Here is a 21,146-nt window from a genome sequence, read left to right as displayed (position 1 = left end):
ACAGGATCGATGCTGCGGGCGCGGTTCACCCGGGCGAGAAGGAGATCCCACATGCCCCCGACTCCCAGGCCACCACAGGGCCGGAGCACAAGCTCGACACGCCCCGCAGCAGGCGGAGGCCGGACGGCGCAGCGCCGGAAGCCGGGCACTGGTACCGCCCCGGTGTCACCCGATCAGAGGCTTCGGTTCTATCGGCAGATGGTGCTGGTGCGTCGCTTCGAGGAGCGCGCGGCTCGCGCGTACACCGAGGCGAAAGTGGGTGGCTACTGCCATCTGAACCTCGGCGAGGAGGCCACCGTCGCCGGGCTGATGGCGGCGGTGCGCACAGAGGACTATGTCTTCACCAACTACCGGGAGCACGGCTACGCGTTGGCGCGGGGCATCGCGCCGGAGCGGATCATGGCCGAGTTGTACGGACGCTCAGACGGCGTCTCCCGCGGATGGGGCGGGTCAATGCACATGTTCGACATCGCCTCCCGGTTCATGGGCGGCTACGGAATCGTCGGCGGGCAGGTGCCGCTTGCCACCGGTGCCGCCCTGGCGATCGACTACCGCGGCGGCACGGAGGCCGTGGTCTGCCTGATGGGCGACGGAACGACGAACATCGGCGCCTTCCACGAGTCGCTGAACATCGCCGCGCTGTGGGGCCTGCCGATCGTCTACGTCGTCGTCAACAACGGGCTCGGCATGGGGACCACCGTCGAGCAGGCATCCGCCGAGCCCGAGCTGTACAAGCGCGCGGCGTCCTATCGGATGGCGTCGGCTCGCGTGGACGGCAACGACCCTGTCGCGGTATTCCAGGCTGCCGAGCTCGCCCTGGGCAGCGCTCGCGCGGGCAAGCCCTACCTGCTGGAGACCATCTCAGGCCGCCTCAAAGGGCACTCTGTGGTCGACCCCGCTCGCTACCGCAGCCGCGAGGAGGCGGAGGCGCTGAAGGCGGCCGACCCGGTCGCCGCATACGCCGTGCGCCTGCACCAGGAGAAGCTGCTGACCGACGATCTCATGGCCGAGATCGATGCCGATGCGGCAGCGGCGGTCGCGGCGGCGGCAAACTTCGCCGACGCGAGCCCGCACCCGAACGTCTCGACCTTGTTCGACTTCACCTACGCCACGCCGGTGCCGAACGACTCTCGGCGCTTGCCCGGCGACGCCTTGTACCCGACCCCGACGGAGCGGATGCCGGCATGAGCGTGATCAGCTACCGCCAGGCTCTCCACGATGCGCTTCGCGCGGAGATGCTGCGGGACGAGAGCGTGTTCCTGATCGGCGAGGAGATCGGCCGGTTCGAGGGCTCCTACAAGATCACGGCCGGGATGCTTGACGAATTCGGCTCCAAGCGCGTCCGGGACACCCCGATCGCCGAGGAGGGCTTCACGGGGGCCGCGATCGGTGCCGCCATGCTGGGGTTGCGGCCGGTCGTGGAGATCATGACGATCAACTTCTCGCTCCTTGCCCTGGACCAGATCGTCAACCACGCCGCGAAGATCTACGGCATGTTCGGCGGCCAAGCGCGGGTGCCGATCGTGATCCGCACACCCGGCGGCGGCGGACAGCAGCTCGGCGCCACGCACTCGCAGAACATCGAGCTGTACTACGCCTTCGTCCCCGGCATGAAGGTCGTCGCGCCCTCGAGTCCCGCGGACGCGAAGGCCCTCATGCTGGCAGCGATCCGGGACGACGATCCCGTACTCGTACTGGAGAACCTCGCCCTTTACAACACAACGGGAGAGGTGCCCGACGAGCTCGGTGCTGCCGAGATCGGCAAAGCCGCCATCACTCGTGCAGGCACTGATATCACCGTCGTGGCCTACTCGCGCATGGCTCTTGTCGCCCTCCAAGTCGCCGAGCGCCTCGCCGGCGAAGGGATCGACGTCGAGGTCGTCGATCTGCGAAGCCTCCGCCCGCTGGACAGGGAGACGGTCATCGCATCGGTGAAGAAGACCAACTGCGCCGTCATTCTCGAAGATGACTGGCTCACCTACGGAATCGGTGCCGAGGTCGCCGCCACCGTCAGCGACGGCGCCTTCGACTGGCTCGACGCACCCGTGCGCCGCGTCGCCATGGCCGAGGTTCCGTTGCCCTACGCGAAGTCCCTGGAGAGCGCGGCGCTGCCGTCCGCGGACGACGCGATCACCGCCATCCGCGAGACCCTCGCCGCCGTCGCACGGCGCTGCTGAGCGCCCCGTGAACTAGGGAAGAGACACCATGATCGACATCCTCATGCCTCGGCTGTCCGACACCATGACAGAAGGCGCCATCTCCGCATGGCTCAAGAAGCCAGGCGACGCCGTCAGCCCTGGCGACATCCTCGTCGAGATCGAGACCGACAAGGCGCTCATGGAGCAAGAGGCCTACGATGCCGGCATCCTGGCCGAGATTCTCGTCGCCGAGGGCGAGAACGTGGCGATCGGCACCCCCATCGCCCGCTTGGACAATGGCATGGATGCCGGGCGGGCCGCCCCGACGACTGCTGACGATGTGGAAGTCGAAGCTGCTGAACCGTCCACGCCAACGGCTGCCGCGGCATCGCTCGCGTCCAAGAACGCTGACGCGGAAGCGCCAGTGGCTGGCGTGGCTACACCGCCCAGCCGACTCGAACGCAGGCGTGCGACGCCATTGGTCCGCCGCATCGCGAAAGAGCGCGGCATCGACCTCGGCACCGTCACGGGGAGCGGCCCGGGCGGTCGGATCGTGCGCGCCGATCTCGACGCCCTAGCAGCTGAAAGCGCCCAAGCTGAGGCCGATGTCCCACATAAGCCGTCGGTGCTGCCAACCGACTCCACACCTATCGATCAGGACGAACGAGAATCACGTTCTGTTCCGTTCGACGCAGTCCGGCAGTCGATCGCTTCTCGGCTGACCGAAAGCAGCACCACCATTCCTACGTTCGCCGCGACCGCCTCCGCGGACATCACCGAGTTGCTCGCATTGCGCGCACAGATCAATGAGGCAAAGGCCGAGGACGGCGTCAAGCTCAGCTTGAACGACTTCCTCATTCGCGCAAGCGCACTCGCGCTGCGCGCGCACCCCGAAGTCAACGCCTCCTATTCGGCGGAGGGCCGCGGCGCCACACTTCTGCATGGTCGCGTTTACATCGGCGTCGCGGTCGCGTCGCCCGCGGGCCTCGTGGTCCCCGTCGTCCGGGATGCAGATCGCATGTCCGTGGCGACGATCGCAGCCACGTCGCGCGACCTCATCTCGCGGGCGGCCGACCGCAAGCTGACGCCCAGAGACATGAGCAACGGCACTTTCACCGTGAGCAACCTCGGCATGTACGGCGTCGAACAGTTCTCCGCCATCATCAACCCACCTCAAGGGGCGATCCTTGCAATCGGCGCGGCTCGCGACGAGCTGGCCTTGGTCAACGGGGAGCTCACGTCGCGCGCGCGGCTGAAGTACACCATCACAGCAGATCACCGCATCGTCGACGGCGCTCTTGCTGCCCAGTTCCTTGCGACTCTGACATCCCTTCTTGAGGCCCCGATGCGGATCATCGCATAGGCGCCCGTGGTCGCCACACCAGCTGAGATCACCGCCGCCGTGCGGCTCCGCCCAGGCCTCGCGAAGCGCCAGCCGCTTGTGTGATTCTGGTCGTGAGGAAGCTGTGAGGAGCTGGTTGTGAAGGTCACCGTGCTCGGCGTTCCGGACAGCGCCGGCGCCTATTGCGTTGGGGTCGAGGACGCGCCCGCCGCACTACGTGAGGCCGGGCTCCTGGACGCCCTGGCTGGCGCTGGCCACGACGTGCGCGACGCGGGCGATCTCATGATGCGACGGTGGAAGCCGGATCGGGCCCACCCGCGCGCGCAGAACCTGCCTGACGAGGTCGATGCCGCACGAGAGCTGGCGGATGCGGCATCCGTGCTTCTTGAAGACGGCGCGCGACTCCTCGTGCTCGGCGGCAGCTGCCTAGTGGCCCTCGGGGTGAGCGCCGCGGTCGCGCGACACAGCGGACGCCCCAGGCTCGTTTACATCGACCGGCACCTTGATCTGAACACCCCCGCCAGCACTGAACAAGGGTCGCTGAGCTGGATGGGAATGGCCCACGCCCTCGACATCGAAGGCTCCGTCGTCGAGCTCGCCGAGGCGTTCGGCCCGCGCCCGCTGCTTGCACCTGAGGAGCTGGTCTACCTCGGCGTGAGCGAGGCGCAGACGACCGAGTGGGAACGGCGGCAGCGAGAGGCTCTGGGGGTCTCACTCGTGCCGCAATCCGATCTGGTCGCCGACCCGGCGGCCGCCGCTCGGCGGGCGCTGAGTCACCTGCCTGCGGGCCCCTTCGTCACGCATGTCGATGTCGACGTGCTCGACTTCCTCGACGCTCCGCTCGCTGAGGACTCCAATGGAGCGAACAGCGGTCCGACCCTCGATCAGCTCGGCTTGGCCCTGCGCGAGCTGGCACAGGCCCCGCACTGCCTCGGCCTCTCGCTCGGCCAACTGAACCCGGCCCATGCCAGTGCCGACCCGACGGCACTCCCGCGGCTCGTCGGCGCGCTCACGTACGCATTCCGCGACTGAGCGCACCCGCGAGCGCCGCTAGAACGTCGTGGGAAGCGCAGGCACATTGCGCCTTGCCGACGAAGCGTTAGCGCGAAACGACCGAACGTTGCGCATTCGACAGCGGGCGGCCACAAAGAGGTGCACGCCGCGACGATTCGGGGGTGGGCTGGAAGCGTCGCAGCCTGGGAAATCGGCGTCAGAGCGTGTGGCGGAAAGCGCTGGGGTCGTCAAGCCGTGGCTGATGCGCTTCGTATTCGGCGCGGCCCGCAAGGTCGTCGCCGGGGCGAGCTCCTGCGAGCCGGTGACCGGGCACGCCGTGCGACGCGTTGTGCACCCCACCCGCGCGCATCAACATTCCGCACACGGGGCAGGTTTCGGCACCGTTTATGCGTGCCGTGCGGTCGTACCGGAAGGCCCCGTCGTCTGACTCGGCCACGTAGATGGCCTCGAGTGGCTCTTCGGCCGACGAAACCGGTACACGAATCTCGCGTACGCGACCGATGTCGCCTGGCACAAGCACGATCACGTCGCTTGTCGCGAAGGTCGGCCGGCCGCCCGTCACTGAGAGGGCGCGATGGTTGCTTATGTCGAATGCCTCGGGGTCCCGCGAGGCGCGTTGATCGTCCGCGTATGACTCCGGCATTCCGTGGGCGAGGGCGCCGCGACGGAGCCGACGGTAGCCCCGCGGGCCGCGGTCCTTCCAGTTCATCACAATGGAATCGGGCGCGACTCGAGTGAACAAGAGAACCGCCGTCTCGGCATACCCGTCCGCCTCCGTCAGAACAGCTACTCCGCTCGCCCGCACTGCATGCGGTCCCAGCGCCCACGCGTCACCGTCTGTCCCCAGCGGACCGTTCATTGATTGCACTCTGTCACCCACCTTTACGGTCGCGATAGCCGCGACCTGTTCATTAAGAGCAATGAAGAGACGTCTGGCCAGGCACTTGACAGAGGGCCTCCCGCGCGCCTCCTCTCCGGGCGCATTGTCAGTGCCCTACACGGGAACCGTGAGGTCGTACGTCGACGTCAGAGGTAAGCGGCGGAAGATCGCTCTGAAAACGTTGCCATATGGGTTCCAAAGCCCGCTTCGTCCGTTATCACTTCGAAATACCCGTTTCGTTGCAAGCCGTTGGAAAGCGAGGATTGCGCGGCTAGCGTTCTTTGTGGGAAGGTTCCCACATAAAGCTCGCTTGTGGGCGACAGCAAGCCCATGCCCCTCAACGGCGAGGATGACGTCACCATTAGGAAGGTACGAAGGCAATGCGCATGAGAAAGCTAGTGGCGGCCGCAGCGGTGTCTGCTGCGCTCGCTCTGACTGTCGCGGGATGCAGCTCGTCGGGAACGAATGCATCGTCGACGGGAAGCAACGGCGTCAAGGTGCCGGACTTTACGGCGAAGCCGGCGAAGACGTTGACGGTCGAGGGTGTCAACCCGACGGACGAAGTCGCGACGTCGCGCGTCGACTACGCAGACTCGAAGCTCAAGGCGGAAGGGGTGTCGGTCACCCTCAACAAGGCGACGTTCGACCCGCAGAAGTTCACCGCGCAGATCGCGAGCGGCAAGGTTCCCGACTTGATCTACATGGATCGCGCCCAGGTGGCGACGTTCGCGTCCAAAGGCCTCGTGGTCCCCCTGGATCAGTGCTTCAAGGACAACAACGTCAGTGCGACGAAGGCCTACTACCCGGCGATCCTTGACGCGGTGAAGTACCAGGGTGATACCTATGCCATTCCGGAGTTTTGGCAGACCAACGCGATCATGCTGAATCAGCGCGTGCTCCAGAAGGCCGGAGTGACCGCGGACGACTTCAATATGAAGAACCCCGATGCCGTGCTCGCCGCTGCCAAGAAGGTCTACCAGGCCAGCGGAGGCAAGCCGAGCGTGATCGGCTTCGACCCGGCAGTCTCGGGCGGCAACGCCAATGTGTGGCTCTTCGCCTTCGGTGGCGGGCTCGTGGACTCAAAGGGCAAGCCGACACTGAACTCGGACGCCAACATCAAGGCGTTCACCTGGCTCAAGCAGCTTTACGACGAGCAAGGCGGCTACGCAAAGGCGGCCAGCTACGTCAACACCTTCGATTACTTCGGCGACGACAATCAATATGTGAAGGATCAGGTGGGTGCCGAGCTCGTGCAGCAGTGGTATCCGGCCGTGCTCACCGCTGTCGCGTCGAAGATCGACATCTCTGCGGTACCGCTCACCAACACGTCCGGCCAGCCGATCGGGTTGGCGGACGGCAACGCGTATGCGATCCCGGCCGCGTCCAAGAACCCGCAGGCCGCATGCCAGTGGGCGCTCGACATGACATCGGCAACGGCCTGGAACAAGGCTGCGGCCGCCCGCCTGGCCACGGACGCCAAGCAGAATCCGAATATTTTCACCGGGTTGTTCACCGGTTCGCCTGAGGCGGACAAGGCGATCAATGCAAAGCAGACGTCAGGCGGAATCGCAGGGTTCCAGCAGGTCGAGCAGGCATTCAACCAGACTCTGACCAACGGCATCTCCTGGGGTTCGTCGCCGGTGGGACAGCAGGTGACCACGGAACTGACGAACGCGGTTGTGCCGGCGATGACGGGTGCCAAGTCCGTGAAGCAAGCGTTGGACGACGCGCAGACCGCCGCGCTCAGGGAGTACAGCCAGGCGAGCAAGAAATAGCGAGCGACCTTGTTGGGAGGCGGTCCTTGCTGAGGGCCGCCTCCTTTCTGATTGGCCGGTCGCTAGGCTCGGGTTGCCACCGAGTGGCGCTTCCCCACCTTCTTTATCTATATACCCGGGGGGTCTTCTTTATCTGTAAACCTGGGGATGCCGACAAACGAAACGAACCTGGGGGCGATCACCTGGTTGCAGGCTTGCGGAGTTCGAGCGAGGCGCCCGTGCCACGCCAACCGCCCAGTGGGTGTGCGCGCGACTTTGGTTCGCAGGGCCGGCTCAACAATTCATTCAAAGCGGCCGATAAACAAGCCGAGCGAGTGCGGCTCATACGGGACAGCGACAGCGGCTGCGCCACCGGATCGTGTTCCGCTCTCCGGGTCCGTGGCTCGGCTCAGCCCTTTCGCCCCTGTGTTGCGATCCCCTGGATGAAGTACCGCTGACCGAACGCAAAGATGATCAGCATCGGCAACGTCACGATGAGAGCGGCGGTCATCACATACTGATAGTCGCCCTCCCCACCCGTCTGCGGGTTGTAGAGGCTCATCGCGTACGAGATGCCAAGGGGCACGGTGTACTGCTTCGAGTCGCCAAAATTCAAGTAAATAAGCGGATTCTGCAGGTTGTTCCAACTGGCCTGGAACTCGAAGATGAACACGATGATGAATGAGGGGATCGACAGGGGCATCGCGATACGCCGGAACAGGCCCCAATATGACGCCCCATCGATACGGGCCGCCTCGAACAGCTCACGCGGCAAGCCCAGGAAGAACTGGCGCTGCAGGAAGATGTAGAAGGCCGAGCCGAAGAGGTTCGCGCCCCACAGCGGCACCGTCGTTCCGAGCAGGTGCAGGTCTTTCCAGATCAAGTAGGTCGGGATCATCGTGACGGCTCCCGGGAGCATCATCGTGCCGAGGACGAGGCCGAACAGTGCGTTGCGGAACGGGAACCGGAAGTACGCGAAGCCGAAGGCGACGAGAGAACTCGAGATCGTCACGAGCCCGGCGGCAAGCAGCGCGATATAGACGCTGTTGCCGAGCCAATGCAGCAGCGGCAGGTGCTGCCACACGGTGACGTAATTCGAGAAGTTGAAGGTCTGCGGGATCAGGCGATTGTCGAAGACGGTTCCGCGCGTCTTGAATGATGCTGCCAGAAGCCAGACGAGCGGGTACAGGAACGCGATCGAGAATGCGATCAGGGTCAGCCAGAGGACGATCTTCCCGATCAGCCAGCCCGGTCCCCGTCGCTTGCGGCGCGGTGTGAGAGCGCCCACGGGGCGCATGTCCGCGCGGGACTCCGCGATCTGTTGCGGCACAGAGGTGATGGCCATCAGTTGGCGTCTCCTTCGTAGTAGACGAAGCGGTTGCCGTATTTCACCTGGATGACCGTGATGATCATGATGATGACGAACATGAGCCAGCCCATCGCTGCGGCGAAGCCGAGGTTGAACTGCTGGAAGGCCTGCTGGAAGAGGTAGACCGCGATGAAGAGTGCCGCGTCGGGTGCGGGGATCGAACTGCTCGGTGAGTTGTAGAACAGCAGGTAGACCTGGTCGAAGATCTGCAGCGCCGCGATCGTGGCTGTGATGACGCAGAAGAACATCGCATTCGAGATCATCGGCAGCGTGACGCGGAAGAATCGTCGGAAGGGGCCGGCGCCGTCGATCTCGGCGGCCTCGTAGAGGTCCGTCGGGACGTTCTTGAGCGCGGCGAGGAAGATCAGCATCGTGCCGCTGACAGCCCACATCGCCATCAGCACGATGGACGGCTTGACCCAGTTCGGGTCGATGAGCCACTGAGGGCCTGGGATGCCGAAGAAGCCGAGGAACTTGTCGATGGCGCCCTCGTTGCCGTTGAGCAGCAAGAGGAAGACCGACGCCGCGGCGACTGAGGGTGTCATGACGGGCAGGTAGAAGATGACACGGAAAACTCCGGCGCTGCGCTGCAGACGGTTGAGGAGCATCGCGAGGAAGAGCGCGAAGCACACCGTCAGCGGCACGGCCATGACCGCGTAATACAGCGTGTTGCCCAGGGACATCATGACCTTGGGGTCCGAGAAAAGCTGCTGGTAGTTGGCGAGGCCCACAGGCGAAGCCGTGTTGGTCGAGAGGTCGTAGTTCGTGAACGAGATCACGAGGCTATAGATCATCGCGCCGAGCGTGAAGACGAGGAATCCCACGATCCATGGCGAGATGAACAGGTAGCCGGCGAGCGCCTCGCGCCGTTGCATCTTGGTCATCCGTGCGCGGTTCGGACGAACACGCCCGAACATCCGGCGCGCCGCGGTAGGCGGCGGTGCCTGGTTGACTAGTCCCATCGGGTTCCCTTCAGCGACGACTCTGACTGCTGAACAGCGCGATGTGACATCGTTACCACACCTTGCGGAGAACATTAGGTCAGTCCGGACGGATTTCGCAATCGCTTGCGTCCGCTGCGCGCCCCATGCTTCACGGTGGTCGGATACTGAATGCGAGCGCAACGAGCGCCTGGGGATCGTGCCGAATTCGCGAACCGGAGAGGATTTATCGAGGTGACCGTCGCGGACGAGGAAGACGGCAAGCCGAAGCGGCAGAGTCTGCAGCTGCGACGCGCCACCATCAAGGATGTCGCTCGCGCGGCCGGCGTCTCGCAATCCACCGCGGCGCGCGCGCTGAGCGGCGAAGGCTACGTCGCCGAGGCGGTGCAGCAGCGTGTGCGCGCCGCGGCGGACGATCTCGGCTACGTGCGTCATGCCATGGCGAGCAGCCTGCGCAGGCAGTCGAGCCGCTCGATCGGCGTCTTGGTCTCGGATCTGCGGAACGCCTTCTACGCCGATCTGGCGGCGGGCGTCGGCCGTCGGGCCCGCGAGCACGGCTACACGATGGTGCTCGTCGATGACCGGGGCTCGGTCGATGAAGAGCGTGAGGCGCTTGCGGTCTTCGTCGCAATGCGAGTCGCGGGCGTCATCCTGACTCCGCTGTCGGCAGCGGCCGTCGACTACCTCACACGCCAGCGCACGCCGTTCGTCGAGGCGGACCGCACCTTCTCGGGAGGCGCATCTGATGCGGTCGTCATCGACAATGTCGAGGCATCGAGGCGCATGGCCGACCATCTGATCTCGTTGGGGCACCGCCGGATCGCCCTGTTCATCGACGAGACGGACTGGACGACCGGTGCCGACCGGTTCCGCGGCTACCAGGAATCCCTTGCCCAGTCTGCGCTCGAGGTCGATGAATCCCTCATCATCCCGTCAGGCTGGGACGCGGGCGGCTCCCGCCGGGCGGCGGTCGACGCTCTGTCGCGACGGGATCGGCCGACTGCGATCTTCGCGGCCAACAACGTTATCGCGGAAGGCGTGTGGCGCGGCATCCAGGATCTCGGTCTGCGGGTGCCGGACGACGTCTCGCTCGTGGCCTTCGATGACGCGCCGTGGATGAGCATGGTGACGCCCGGCGTCACCGCGGTGGCTCAGGACACCGTCGCGCTCGGCGCGGCCGCGATGGACCGCATGCTCGAGCGCATCCGCGAGCCGGAAGCAGCCCCGCAGACACTCGTCCTGCCCGCCGAGATGCTGCCGCGCGGTTCGACGCTCGCGCCGCTCTCGCTGCGCCGCTGACGGGCGGGATGCTGTTGCGACGCCCCCCATTCGGTCGTCGGCGTTGACCCAGCGCGACGATGTGGGTACGTTCTCACATAATGTCTCTGCTCCTGGCCGTCGACGGCGGCAATTCGAAGACCGAAGCCGTCGTGTTCACGGAGGCGGGTCGGGTGGTCGCCGAACTGCGCGGCGAGGGCTCGGGCGGCGGCCCTGAGCACGTCTGCTCGGTCCTCGCCTCGCTCCTCGACGAGAGCCTGCGGAGTGGCATTGCGGGTGCGGCCCTCGCCCTGGCCGGTGTCGACTTCCCCGATGACGAGGAGGCCTTCACTGCGGCCGTATCCGCGCTACTGCCGGCGGCGCGCGTCGTCGTCGAGAACGACGCCGCCGCACTGCTCGACCTGCGCGAGCACCCCGACGCGAGCGTCGTCGCCGTCGTCGTGAGCGGCGCCGGTCTGAATGCCGTCGCCCGCGGCCCGATGGGTCTCGCGACGGTGCCCGCGATCGGCTGGCCATCCGGCGACTTCGGCGGCGGCGACGAGGTGGCGCGCCGCGCGATCGCCGCGGCCTACCGCTCCGCGGACGGGCGCGGGCCCTCGACCGCGCTCGAGCGGGTCGTTCTCGACGTGACGGGGGCGCCCGACCATCGCAGTCTCGCCCGGCTGATCCGCCGGGACCTGCTGCCCGGCGAGGTCTTCGCCTCGCTCAGCTCCGTCGTGGCGCGCTGCGCCGAGGAAGGCGATCCGGTCGCCGCGCAGCTCATCGCGGAGGCCGCCGACGAGGCCGTCGGGCTGCTGTGCACGGTCGTCGCCGAAGCGGCCGGCCGTCGTCGCGGCGAGGTCATCGACGGCCGCGTCGAGGTCGAGGTCGCCGGCGGGATGTTCCGCGATGAAGGCTTCCGCAGCCGCGTCGAATCGGCGGTCGTGTCGCAGGGCTGGATCGTCGAGCACGCGCACGGCCGCCCGGTGACCGGCGCGGTGCGCCTGGCATGCCGCGAGCACCTCGCGGACCCGCGCGAGGCGGAAGAGCTTGCCGAGCGGGTGCTCGGCGCATTGGACAGCGCACGCACAGAAAGGACGGCAACCGAATGAAGATCGCCGTGATCGGAGCAGGATCGACCTACACGCCGGAGCTCGCCTCCGGCCTGTGGAACGAGCGGGATCGGCTCGCCGTCGACGAGCTGTGGCTCATGGATCCCAATCTGGAACGACTGGAGACCGTCTCGGGCATGGTGAAGCGGATGCTGGCCAAGCAGGGCGCCCGTATCGCGGTGACCGCCACGACCGACCGGGCCGCGGCGATCGCCGGCGCCGACATCGTCCTGATCCAGCTGCGCGTCGGAGGCCAGGCCGCTCGCCTCAAGGATGAGACCTTCCCCCTCGCGTGCGGCTGCATCGGGCAGGAGACGACGGGGGCCGGCGGTCTCGCGAAAGCCCTGCGGACCGTGCCCGTCGTGCTCGACATCGCCGACGACGTGCGCCGCCTCGCCGCCCCCGGCGCCTGGATCGTCGACTTCACCAACCCCGTCGGGATCGTCACGCGCGCCCTGCTCGACCACGGGCATCGTGCCGTCGGCCTGTGCAACGTCTCGATCGGGGTGCAGCGCTGGATCGCCAAGGACAACGGCGTCGACCCATCGCGCGTCGAGGTCGACCCCGTCGGTCTCAATCACCTCTCCTGGTTCCGGCACCTCAGGGTCGACGGCGTCGATGTGCTGCCGGGCATGATCGCGCGCGACGCCGACGACCTCGGCAGCCGTTCCGGCACCTCCGGCGCGCTGGTACGCGAGCTCGGCGTCCTGCCGTCCTACTACCTGCACTACTACTACGAGCACGATCGCGTCGTCGAGAGCATGCGGCACGAGCAACCGCGCGCCGCCCTCGTGGCCGGCGTCGAGGAGGAGCTGCTGCGCCTCTACCGCGACCACGCCGTCGACACGAAGCCCGCTCTGCTCGAGCAGCGGGGCGGCGCCTTCTACAGCGAGGCGGCCGCGGCGCTGGTCGCATCTCTCGTCGATGACACGGGCGACGCCCAGGTCGTCAACGTGCGCAACAACGGCACCGTCGCGGGGCTCGCGGACGACGACGTGATCGAGACGCTGTGCCGGGTCGGCGCGGGCGGCCCGGAGCCGCTGCCGCAGGCGCCGGTCGCCCCGGAGCTGCTCGGTCTGATCCAGCACGTCAGTGCGTACGAGCGACTCGCCGTCCGCGCGGCCGTCGAAGGTGACCGCGGGCTGGTGCGCAAGGCGCTCCTGGCGCATCCGCTCGTCGGGCAGTGGCAACAGGTCGAGGAGCTCGAGGCGGCGATCATGCAGACGAGCGCCGACTATCTTCCGCAGTTCGGCGTCGCACGGTGAGCGGCGGGCGACTTTCGATCGCGACGGATGCTGCGGCGACGGTCATCACCGGCGACCGGTACCGCCTGACGATGCCGGCGGGCTCGGCCGACGCATACCTCGCGGACGCGGAGGGCACGGTGTGGACGCGACTGATGCTCACGACATCCGTCGACCGCGCCGACGCCGTCGACGAGCGCTACGGCCGTGCCGACATCGCAATCCGCGACGCCGGCCACTTCTTCGAGCTCATCGTCACCCAGGCGTCGAGCGCCTGGCGAGCGGAGCGGACGGTGCTCGAATGCAGGCCCGGCGACGTGCGCGTGCGCGTCGAAGTCGAGGGATCCGGCCGCGTCTCCGACGTGACGCTGCTCGGTGGCCGGGCGATCCTGCCGTCCGGCGCAGCGGGTGTGTTCCGCTCCTCGATCGGATTCCGCACTGTCTTCGTGCCGACACCCACCCGGCCCGTCGCGTTCCTGCGGCCGTCGTCCGCCCCGGCGCAGCTCGGCGTCGTGGGCGATGCCGACCCCGGTCGCCTGAACGCGATCTTCTCGCCGCCGCCGCTGTGCTTCGGGTTCGGCCGCGCGGACGAGCTGGCGACTGAGGCGGTGCTTGCCGAGGCATCCGTCACAGCCGGCGAACCCGAGCAGTGGCTCGCCGCGCACCTCGCGGCACCCGTCGAGGAGTGCGGCTTCACGACGCTCGGCTACGAGCCCCTCGACGGCGGCTACCTGTTCCGGCTGCGCTACGAGGGGCACACCACGGCACGAGACCGTTGGGTCTCGCCCGAGATCGTCCTGCACCCCGTGGACGCGCCCCTCGATACGGTCACGGGGCTGCGCGACGACCTCGTCGCGCGCGGCTGGGCGCGGTCGGCGACACGCGATGGCGCGGATGCCGCCCCCGCATGGTGGCAGGAGCCGCTGTTCTGCGGCTGGGGCGCTCAGTGCGCGGCGGCGATCGCCGACTGGCCCGACCCGGCCGAGGCGGCGGCTGCGCGCGGCTGGGACCCGTGGCTGAATCCGGTGCGGCCGCCGAAGCTGCCGACCTCCGCGCTCTCGAGCAGGGCCCGCTACGACGACTGGCTCGAGCTGCTGGAGCGGAACGGGCTCGAGCCGGGCACCGTCGTGATCGACGACCGGTGGCAGAAGAGCTACGGCCTGAACGACGTCGACGAGAGCCAGTGGCCCGACCTCAAGGGATGGATCGCGCAGCAGCACGCGCGCGGTCGCCGCGTGCTGCTCTGGTTCAAGGCGTGGGCTCCGGACGGTCTGCCGGCCGAGCTGTGCATCCGCACGGCGGCGGGCGAGCCGGTCTGCGCGGACCCCGGCAACCCCGAGTACCGCGCGCTGCTCGCCGAGCAGGTGCGGTGGATGCTCGGCCCGGACGGTCTCGGCGCCGACGGCTTCAAGGTCGACTTCACGCAGCGGGGACCGTCCGGCGTCTCGCTGCAGGGCTCGCCCGCGACGGGGGAGGGCCACTGGGGCATCGCCGCGCTCCACACGCTGCTCGGCACGCTGCGCGCCGCGGCGAAGGAGGCGAAGCCCGACGCGATGATCATCGCCCATGCCATGCATCCCGCGTTCGGCGACGTCGAAGACGTCCTGCGGCTCAACGACATGCAGGAGCGCGACGAGAGCGGCCGCCTTGTGCCGATCGCGCTGCAGGCGACGGTGCGCGCCGCGATCGCGCGAGCGGCGCTGCCGCGGCATCCGATCGACACTGATCAGTGGCCCATGCCGAACCACGCCGAATGGGCGGCCTATGTCGACGTCCAGCCCGAGCTCGGAATCCCAGCGCTCTACTACGTCGATTCGATCGACAACTCCGGCGAGTCGATCACGGCCGGTGACCTTGAGCAGGTGGCACGATCCTGGCGGGAGTACCGTGCCCGCGCGCGCTGAAGCGAGCACCGCGGCAAGGTCGGGGAGAAAAGGCGACGTGATGGTCATCCATGACGAGGTGGCGCCCGGCGTCCACCGTGTTCAGGACACCTGCAATGTGTATCTGATCGAGAACGGCACGGGTCCCGAGCGCACGGCGATCGCGATCGACTTCGGCTCGGGCCTCGCGCTCGAGATTCTCGACGAACTCGGCATCACGCGCATCACCGACGTCCTCATGACGCACCATCACCGCGACCAGGGGCAGGGCCTGCCGCGCGCGGTGGCCGCAGGCATCCCCGTGTGGGTGCCGCCGGTCGAGCAGGACCTGTTCGCCCACGTCGACGAGATGTGGGCGACGCGCACGCTCGTGAACGACTACAACCTGCGCCAGGACCGGTTCTCGATCCTCGACCCGATCCCCATCGCGGGAACGGCGCCCGAGTACCGCACGCAGGACTTCGGCGGCGTCGCCGTCACGACGGTCCCGACCCCGGGCCACACCATGGGCTCGGTCACGTACCTCGTCGACTGCGCGGGAACCCGGGTCGCTTTCACGGGGGATTTGATCTTCGCGCCGGGAAAGGTCTGGAGCCTCGCGGCGACGCAGTGGTCGTATACCGAGAACGAGGGCCCCGCCATGACGGTGCTGAGCTGCCTGCTGCTGGGCGCGGAGAATCCGCAGTTGCTGCTGCCATCGCATGGCGAGCCGATGGCGGATGCCGCGAGCGCGCTCACCCTGCTGGGAGAGCGCATGCAGGCCTACGTGGACTCGCGCCGCCCCTCGCCGTGGGACCTCGCGGAGATGCTCGACGACCCGTTCGTGCCGATCACCGAGCATTTGCTGCTCAACTGGACCGCGAATTCGTGCAGCTATGTGCTGCTGTCGAGGACGGGCGAGGCGCTGCTGATCGACTACGGCTACGACATGTCGACGGGGTGGCCGGCCGGCACCGATCGCGCCTCGCGCCGGCCATGGCTCGCTTCGTTGCCCGCACTGCGGCGGCGGTACGGCGTCACGCGCATCGAGGTGGTGCTCGGCACGCACTATCACGACGACCACGTGGCCGGCTTCAACCTGCTGCGCGACGTCGAGGGCACCGAGGTCTGGCTGCCTGACCATGTCGCCGACATCATGGAGTCTCCGATGCGGACGGACCTGCCCTGCCAGTGGTTCGACCCGATCCCCGCCGATCGCCGTCTCGAGCTGGGCGGCACCGTCGAATGGCGCGGCATCGCGATCACCACGCACGACCTACCGGGCCACACGCTCTACGCCGCAGCCTTCGAATTCGAGGTCGACGGAGTGCGCGTGCTCGCCACGGGGGATCAGCAGACCGGCCTCGGCGTTCCCGGTGTCGAGCGCGAGATCCTCAACTACCAGTACCGCAACCGGTTCCGCCGCGACGACTACATCGCGAGCGCGGCGCTGTACCGCCGAGTGGCGCCGGGTCTGATGATCAGCGGGCACTGGCGGGGACGCTGGGTCGATGACGCCTATCTCACCATGCTCGAGGAGGAAGGGCGCGAGCTCGCGGAGCTGCATCGTGACCTGCTGCCCCTGGAAGGCGCGTCGCCCGACGGCGGCATCGCCTCCTTGGAGCCGTTCTTCACGCAGGCGCGGCCCGGCGAGCGGCTGCGCTACACCGTGCGGGTGCGGAGCCCGCTGCGCGAGGCGTCCGTCGCCCACGTGACGCTCGAGGCGCCTGACGGCTGGCTCGTCGAGCCCGCCGTTGCCGCGATCGACGCCCCCGGTGGCGGTGGCGATGCGTGGACCGAGTGCAGCTTCGACGTGGTCGCGGGGGAGCGGCCCGCACGCCGCCAGCGACTTGCGGCGGATGTGGCCTTCAATGGGCGGCCGTTCGGCCAGCAGGCCGAGGCGCTGATCGACGTGGTGAATGACTGACAACGATCCCATATCAAGGGACCGGCTCATCTTCGGCTCAGTTGACGCCATCTAAACTACCGGCATAGGATTTTGTGGGAACGATGTCATATCGCACTGGGCACAGCGGCCCGAGCGTGCATCGACGCATGACTGGGGAGGACCGCATGGGAGACGGCGCGAAGCCCGTCCTTGCTCTCGACATCGGTGGAACGAAGCTGGCGGTCGCCGTGGTGACCCCCGATGGCGTACTGCACGGCTACCGGATCGAGCCGACGCGCCGCGAGGAGGGGCCGGGGGTCATCATCCCTCGTCTCTTCGCGATGGGGCGCGCGGCGATCGCATCCGCGGCCGATGAGGGCATCGGGCCGGTCGGGGCTGTCGGCATCTCGTGCGGCGGCCCGCTCGACGCGGCGGCCGGGGTGCTCGTGAACCCCCTTCACCTGCCGGGCTGGATCGACATCCCGATCGTCCGGATGGCGGCAGAGGCGTTCGGAATCCCCGCCGTGCTCGAGAACGATGCCACGGCCGGCGCCCTGGCCGAGTACCGCTTCGGCGCGGGCCGCGGTGCGTCGACCGAGCTGTATCTGACGGTCTCAACGGGCATCGGCGGCGGTGCGATCGTCGACGGACGGCTGCACCGCGGCGCGGCGGGCAACGGAGGCGAGTTCGGACACATCATGGTGCGGCCCGGCGGCCGCACCTGCCTGTGCGGTCGCCTCGGCTGTCTCGAGGCTTACGCCTCGGGAACGTCGATCGCCACCCGTGCGGTCGAGGCGCTCGCGGTCGACGACCGCGCGTCAGTGCTGCGCGACATCGAGCGCCCGACGGCAGCGGACGTCGCGCATGGCTTCGAGAGCGGTGACGCCCTCGCCAGCGAGCTGTGGACCGAGACCGCTGACGTGCTGGCAAGCGCCGTCACCGACCTCATCAACGTCTTCGAGCCGGACGTCGTGATCTTGGGTGGGGGCGTGACCCGCTCGGGCGCGGCGCTGCTCGACCCGGTGCGCAGCTCGGCCCTGTACAGCGCGATGCGCCCCGCAGCCGCGAAGGTCGACATCGTGCTCGCCGAGCTCGGCGACACGGTGTGCGTCGTCGGCGCGGCCGCTCTCGCGTTCGACGCGCTGAGCGAGGCGGCCCATGTCTGAGAGCAGGGAAGCAATGTCAGATGCCGACTGGATGGCGCAGCAGCTGCACGACCACCTGGAGGTCGTCGGTGCGAGTAAGAGCCTCATCGCCGAAGCCCGCGTAGTCGGAGAGCTGCTGTGCGAGCGCTTCGCCTCGCGTGGCATCCTCTACACGATCGGCAACGGCGGCAGCGCGGCCGACGCGCAGCACCTGACCGGCGAGCTGATCGGGCACTACCGCCACGACCGGCGACCGCTGCCCGCCGTGACCCTGACCACCGACGCGACCGTGTCGACCTGCATCGCGAACGACTACGAGTTCGACTCCGTGTTCTCCCGTCAGGTCGAGGCGCTCGCGCATGAAGGGGACATCGTGGTGGCGTTCACGACGAGCGGGCGCTCTCTCAACGTCATCCGTGCGCTTGAGGCAGCGAAGGCGAACGGCGCGACCACCGTGCTGTTCGCGGGCGGCGACGGCGGCCCCGCCCTCGCGCTCGCGGACCATGCGTTGATCGTCCCATCGCGCGAGACGCCGCGGATCCAGGAGGTGCACACGCTGCTGCTGCACATCATCAGCAAGCTCGTGGACGATTGGGCCGAGGCCCTGCAGCATGGAAACGGAGCCGCCCTGTGACGACCGCACCCTCCTCGAACGTTCCGCCGGGCCGCGACTTCGCGGATGACGGCGTGCGACCCATCGCGGCATCCGATCGCACCCTGCACATGATCGGCGCGACGCACCTCGACCCTGTCTGGCTCTGGCCGTGGCAGGAGGGCTATCAGGAGGCGCGGGCGACGTTCCGCTCCGTGCTCGATCGCATGGACGAGTACCCCGACTTCTTCTTCACCTGCGACCAGATCGTGCTGCTCAGCTGGGTCGAGGAATCCGACCCCGAGCTGTTCGAGCGCATCCGGCAGCGGGTCGCCGAGGGGCGCTGGGTCAACGCCGGCGGCTGGTGGGTCGAGCCCGATTGCAATATGCCGATGGGGGAGTCCTTCGTGCGCCAGGGACTCTACGGGCAGCGGTTCCTGATGTCCCGCTTCGGAAAAGCGGCGACGGTCGGCATGAACGTCGACCCGTTCGGGCACAACGCGATGATCCCGCAGATCCTGCGCGGTCAGGGCATGGACTCGTACTGCTTCCTGCGCCCCGGGCCGCACGAGGGGGATGCCGGCGACACGCTGTTCTGGTGGGAGTCGCCCGACGGCTCCCGCGTGCTCGGCTACCGCATCCCGAACGAGTACGGCAGCGCGCCGGGCTCGGTCCAGTACCAGACCGAGAAGTCGCTCGGGCAGCTCGACCGCTCGCTCGGGTCGATGATGGTGTTCTACGGCGTCGGCAACCACGGCGGCGGCCCGACGAAGGCGAACATCGACTCGATCCACCGCTTCGACCGGATGGGTTCCTTCGGGAGGATGACCATGTCGACCCCGCGCGCGTACTTCGATGAGATCCTCGCCCGGGGCGGCGAGTTCCTCGACGGGCTCGCGGTGCGCCGCGACGACCTGCAGCACCACGCGCCGGGCTGCTACTCCTCCCACTCGGGCATCAAGCTGTGGCAGCGCCGGGCGCAGTCCGCCGTGCTGTCGGCCGAGCGATGGTCGGCCGTCGTGACGGCGGCGTTCGGCGACGCCTACCCGCGCGCGGACCTGGAGCGCGCGTGGAAGCAGGTGCTCTTCAACCAGTTCCACGACGTGCTGCCCGGCTCGGCGATCGAACCCGCCTATGACGATGCCCGCGACCAGCTCGGCGAGGCCATCGCGATCGCGAAGCGGCAGATCGTGCGCGCCCACAATGTCATCGCGCGCCGCGTGGACATCCCGTTCGACGAGCCCACGCAGCCCGTTCTCGTCTTCAACCCGCACCCGTGGCCGGTCGAGACCGACGTCACGATCAACTACAACGGATTCGCCGGGGGAGTCCACATCGTCGACGGCAACGGCGTGCCGACCCCGTCACAGCTCATCCAGGCGACCCCAACGCTCGAGGACGCGGGCCGCGGCGCTGTCGCTTTCCGTGCAGAGGTGCCCGGGCTCGGCTACCGGCTCTACCGTCTCGCCCCGGGCTGGGGCGGCGCGGGCGCCTCCCAGCCGGCTGCGGCCGTCGCGGCGCAGGACGCGACGACGCTCGAAAACGACCTCGTGCGCATCGAGCTCGACCCGAAGACCGGCTGGATCTCGTCCTACCTCGACAAGGCGACGGGCATCGACGTCATGGCCGGCGTCGACGGCACGCAGCACACCCAGGTGTCCGAGGACCTGACCGACACCTGGGGCCACGCGGTGGTCTCGTACGCGTGGCCGGGTGCGCCGATGGCGGTCGACCGCATCCTCACCCGCGAGAGCGGCCCGCTGCGCACCCGCGTGCGCGTCGAACGCTCGTGGGGGTCGTCGCAGCTCGTCGAAGAGCTCGTGCTCGACCACGACTCGAGCGTCCTCCGCGTCGACGTCAGGCTCGACTGGCATGAGCCGCTGCGACTGCTCAAGCTCCGCTTCCCGACGAGAGTCGTCGATCCGGCAGCCACCTACGAGATCCCCTTCGGGCACCTCGAGCGCCCGGTCGACGGGGCCGAGGAGCCCGCGCAGTCGTGGGTCGACGTGAGCGGCACGGTCGAGGGCACGGCGGCGGGCCTGACCGTGATCGTTGCGGGCAAGCACGGTTACGACGTGTTGCCCGGCGACGAACCGAGCATCGGCATCACGGCCGTGCGATCTCCGGTCTACGCCTGGCACGACCCCAAGACGCTCGATCCGAACGGCATCTACGAGTACCACGACCAGGGCATCCAGCGCTTCTCGTACGAGCTCGTCCCTCACAGCGGCGACTGGCGCGAGGCACAGCCCGCCCGCCGGGCCGCGCTGCTGGCCTCCCCGGTCCGCGCGATGCTCGAGTCCTTCCACCCGGGCGAGCTGCCCCACACCTACTCATTCGCCGACGATGGCGCGGGCACCGTCATGGTGACCGCCGTCAAGGGCAGCGAGGACCCGGCGCCCGACGGTGGAACCAGGCTCATCGTGCGCGCAGTCGAGACCGACGGCCGCCACGGGCGAGCCCGGATCGCACTGCCCGTCGCCGGGCGCGAGATCGAGGCGGATTTCGGGCCGAGCCAGCTGCGCACCTTCCTCGTGCCGACCGACCCGGCGGAGGAGATCGTCGAGGTCGACCTCCTCGAGCGCCCCCTCGCCACGGGCGATTAGCG

The 21,146-nt window shown here is 68.1% G+C and carries 16 protein-coding genes; 13 read left to right on the top strand and 3 right to left on the bottom strand.

Features of this window, described 5'->3' with window-relative positions; genetic code table 11:
• The first annotated feature begins 9 nt into the window (after positions 1-9).
• From pdhA to ABD708_RS13920, 4 genes are all read left to right on the top strand, one after another.
• Positions 10-1,188: a pyruvate dehydrogenase (acetyl-transferring) E1 component subunit alpha gene (pdhA, locus tag ABD708_RS13935; RefSeq protein WP_425553299.1), complete on the top strand. Its 1,179-nt coding sequence runs from the start codon at positions 10-12 to the stop codon at positions 1,186-1,188.
• The gene (locus ABD708_RS13930; protein ID WP_344755447.1) at positions 1,185-2,177 is read left to right on the top strand and encodes an alpha-ketoacid dehydrogenase subunit beta; all 993 of its coding nucleotides are present in this window, start codon (positions 1,185-1,187) and stop codon (positions 2,175-2,177) included. Before pdhA ends, ABD708_RS13930 begins: the two co-directional genes overlap by 4 nt.
• 28 nt (positions 2,178-2,205) lie before the next feature.
• Positions 2,206-3,501, top strand: a complete 1,296-nt coding sequence (locus tag ABD708_RS13925) for a dihydrolipoamide acetyltransferase family protein (RefSeq protein ID WP_344755445.1) — start codon at positions 2,206-2,208, stop codon at positions 3,499-3,501.
• Positions 3,502-3,618: 117 nt separating this feature from the next.
• Positions 3,619-4,512, top strand: coding sequence for an arginase family protein (locus ABD708_RS13920; protein ID WP_344755443.1), 894 nt, complete (start codon positions 3,619-3,621; stop codon positions 4,510-4,512).
• Positions 4,513-4,690: 178 nt separating this feature from the next.
• Here the strand turns inward: ABD708_RS13920 and ABD708_RS13915 are convergent, their stop codons facing one another.
• Positions 4,691-5,353, bottom strand: a complete 663-nt coding sequence (locus ABD708_RS13915; protein ID WP_344755442.1) for a hypothetical protein — start codon at positions 5,351-5,353, stop codon at positions 4,691-4,693.
• 407 nt (positions 5,354-5,760) lie between these two features.
• Here ABD708_RS13915 and ABD708_RS13910 point away from each other — a divergent pair, with 407 nt between their 5' ends.
• On the top strand, positions 5,761-7,149 hold the full coding sequence (locus ABD708_RS13910; RefSeq protein WP_344755440.1) for an ABC transporter substrate-binding protein: 1,389 nt from the start codon (positions 5,761-5,763) through the stop codon (positions 7,147-7,149).
• Between the two features lie 388 nt (positions 7,150-7,537).
• Here ABD708_RS13910 and ABD708_RS13905 read toward each other — a convergent pair whose 3' ends face one another.
• Both ABD708_RS13905 and ABD708_RS13900 read right to left on the bottom strand, forming a co-directional pair.
• A complete protein-coding gene (locus ABD708_RS13905; RefSeq protein WP_344755643.1) occupies positions 7,538-8,425 on the bottom strand; it encodes a carbohydrate ABC transporter permease in 888 nt (295 codons plus the stop codon).
• Positions 8,426-8,472: 47 nt separating this feature from the next.
• Entirely contained in the window at positions 8,473-9,381 is a 909-nt protein-coding gene (locus tag ABD708_RS13900) for a carbohydrate ABC transporter permease (protein ID WP_344755438.1), read from the bottom strand.
• A 291-nt stretch (positions 9,382-9,672) separates the two neighbouring features.
• Between ABD708_RS13900 and ABD708_RS13895 the strand changes: the two genes are divergently transcribed.
• The 8 genes from ABD708_RS13895 (at position 9,673) to ABD708_RS13860 (ending at position 21,144) form a co-directional block, all read left to right on the top strand.
• Positions 9,673-10,737, top strand: a complete 1,065-nt coding sequence (locus tag ABD708_RS13895; protein WP_344755436.1) for a LacI family DNA-binding transcriptional regulator — start codon at positions 9,673-9,675, stop codon at positions 10,735-10,737.
• An 80-nt stretch (positions 10,738-10,817) separates the two neighbouring features.
• Entirely contained in the window at positions 10,818-11,807 is a 990-nt protein-coding gene (locus ABD708_RS13890; protein WP_344755434.1) for a BadF/BadG/BcrA/BcrD ATPase family protein, read from the top strand.
• Positions 11,804-13,072 carry a 6-phospho-beta-glucosidase gene (locus tag ABD708_RS13885; protein ID WP_344755432.1) on the top strand — a complete coding sequence of 423 codons (1,269 nt, stop codon included), beginning with the start codon at positions 11,804-11,806 and terminating at the stop codon, positions 13,070-13,072. Before ABD708_RS13890 ends, ABD708_RS13885 begins: the two co-directional genes overlap by 4 nt.
• On the top strand, positions 13,069-14,955 hold the full coding sequence (locus tag ABD708_RS13880) for an alpha-amylase family protein (protein WP_344755430.1): 1,887 nt from the start codon (positions 13,069-13,071) through the stop codon (positions 14,953-14,955). The genes ABD708_RS13885 and ABD708_RS13880 overlap by 4 nt, the downstream gene beginning before the upstream one ends.
• 40 nt (positions 14,956-14,995) lie before the next feature.
• Positions 14,996-16,840: an MBL fold metallo-hydrolase gene (locus ABD708_RS13875; RefSeq protein ID WP_344755428.1), complete on the top strand. Its 1,845-nt coding sequence runs from the start codon at positions 14,996-14,998 to the stop codon at positions 16,838-16,840.
• A gap of 128 nt (positions 16,841-16,968) precedes the next feature.
• The gene (locus tag ABD708_RS13870) at positions 16,969-17,967 is read left to right on the top strand and encodes an ROK family protein (protein ID WP_344755426.1); all 999 of its coding nucleotides are present in this window, start codon (positions 16,969-16,971) and stop codon (positions 17,965-17,967) included.
• A gap of 13 nt (positions 17,968-17,980) precedes the next feature.
• A complete protein-coding gene (locus ABD708_RS13865; protein WP_344755424.1) occupies positions 17,981-18,580 on the top strand; it encodes a D-sedoheptulose-7-phosphate isomerase in 600 nt (199 codons plus the stop codon).
• Positions 18,577-21,144, top strand: a complete 2,568-nt coding sequence (locus ABD708_RS13860; protein ID WP_344755422.1) for an alpha-mannosidase — start codon at positions 18,577-18,579, stop codon at positions 21,142-21,144. The genes ABD708_RS13865 and ABD708_RS13860 overlap by 4 nt, the downstream gene beginning before the upstream one ends.
• The last annotated feature ends 2 nt before the right edge of the window (positions 21,145-21,146 follow it).

The organism is Gryllotalpicola koreensis, from assembly GCF_039538185.1.
In the GTDB taxonomy this organism is placed as follows: Bacteria; Actinomycetota; Actinomycetes; order Actinomycetales; family Microbacteriaceae; genus Gryllotalpicola; species Gryllotalpicola koreensis.
Note: the sequence above shows the minus strand (reverse complement) of the source record. Positions and strands in the feature narration are given on the sequence as shown.

What these genes read in the sequence shown, in the direction of transcription:
- ABD708_RS13915 (WP_344755442.1), bottom strand. Translation starts at nt 5,353, where the DNA reads ATGAACGGTCCGCTGGGGACAGACGGTGACGCGTGGGCGCTGGGACCG.
- ABD708_RS13900 (WP_344755438.1), bottom strand. Translation starts at nt 9,381, where the DNA reads ATGACCAAGATGCAACGGCGCGAGGCGCTCGCCGGCTACCTGTTCATC.
- pdhA (WP_425553299.1), top strand. Translation starts at nt 10, where the DNA reads ATGCTGCGGGCGCGGTTCACCCGGGCGAGAAGGAGATCCCACATGCCC.
- ABD708_RS13930 (WP_344755447.1), top strand. Translation starts at nt 1,185, where the DNA reads ATGAGCGTGATCAGCTACCGCCAGGCTCTCCACGATGCGCTTCGCGCG.
- ABD708_RS13885 (WP_344755432.1), top strand. Translation starts at nt 11,804, where the DNA reads ATGAAGATCGCCGTGATCGGAGCAGGATCGACCTACACGCCGGAGCTC.
- ABD708_RS13875 (WP_344755428.1), top strand. Translation starts at nt 14,996, where the DNA reads ATGGTCATCCATGACGAGGTGGCGCCCGGCGTCCACCGTGTTCAGGAC.
- ABD708_RS13865 (WP_344755424.1), top strand. Translation starts at nt 17,981, where the DNA reads ATGTCAGATGCCGACTGGATGGCGCAGCAGCTGCACGACCACCTGGAG.
- ABD708_RS13905 (WP_344755643.1), bottom strand. Translation starts at nt 8,425, where the DNA reads ATGCGCCCCGTGGGCGCTCTCACACCGCGCCGCAAGCGACGGGGACCG.
- ABD708_RS13910 (WP_344755440.1), top strand. Translation starts at nt 5,761, where the DNA reads ATGAGAAAGCTAGTGGCGGCCGCAGCGGTGTCTGCTGCGCTCGCTCTG.
- ABD708_RS13925 (WP_344755445.1), top strand. Translation starts at nt 2,206, where the DNA reads ATGATCGACATCCTCATGCCTCGGCTGTCCGACACCATGACAGAAGGC.
- ABD708_RS13870 (WP_344755426.1), top strand. Translation starts at nt 16,969, where the DNA reads ATGACTGGGGAGGACCGCATGGGAGACGGCGCGAAGCCCGTCCTTGCT.
- ABD708_RS13890 (WP_344755434.1), top strand. Translation starts at nt 10,818, where the DNA reads ATGTCTCTGCTCCTGGCCGTCGACGGCGGCAATTCGAAGACCGAAGCC.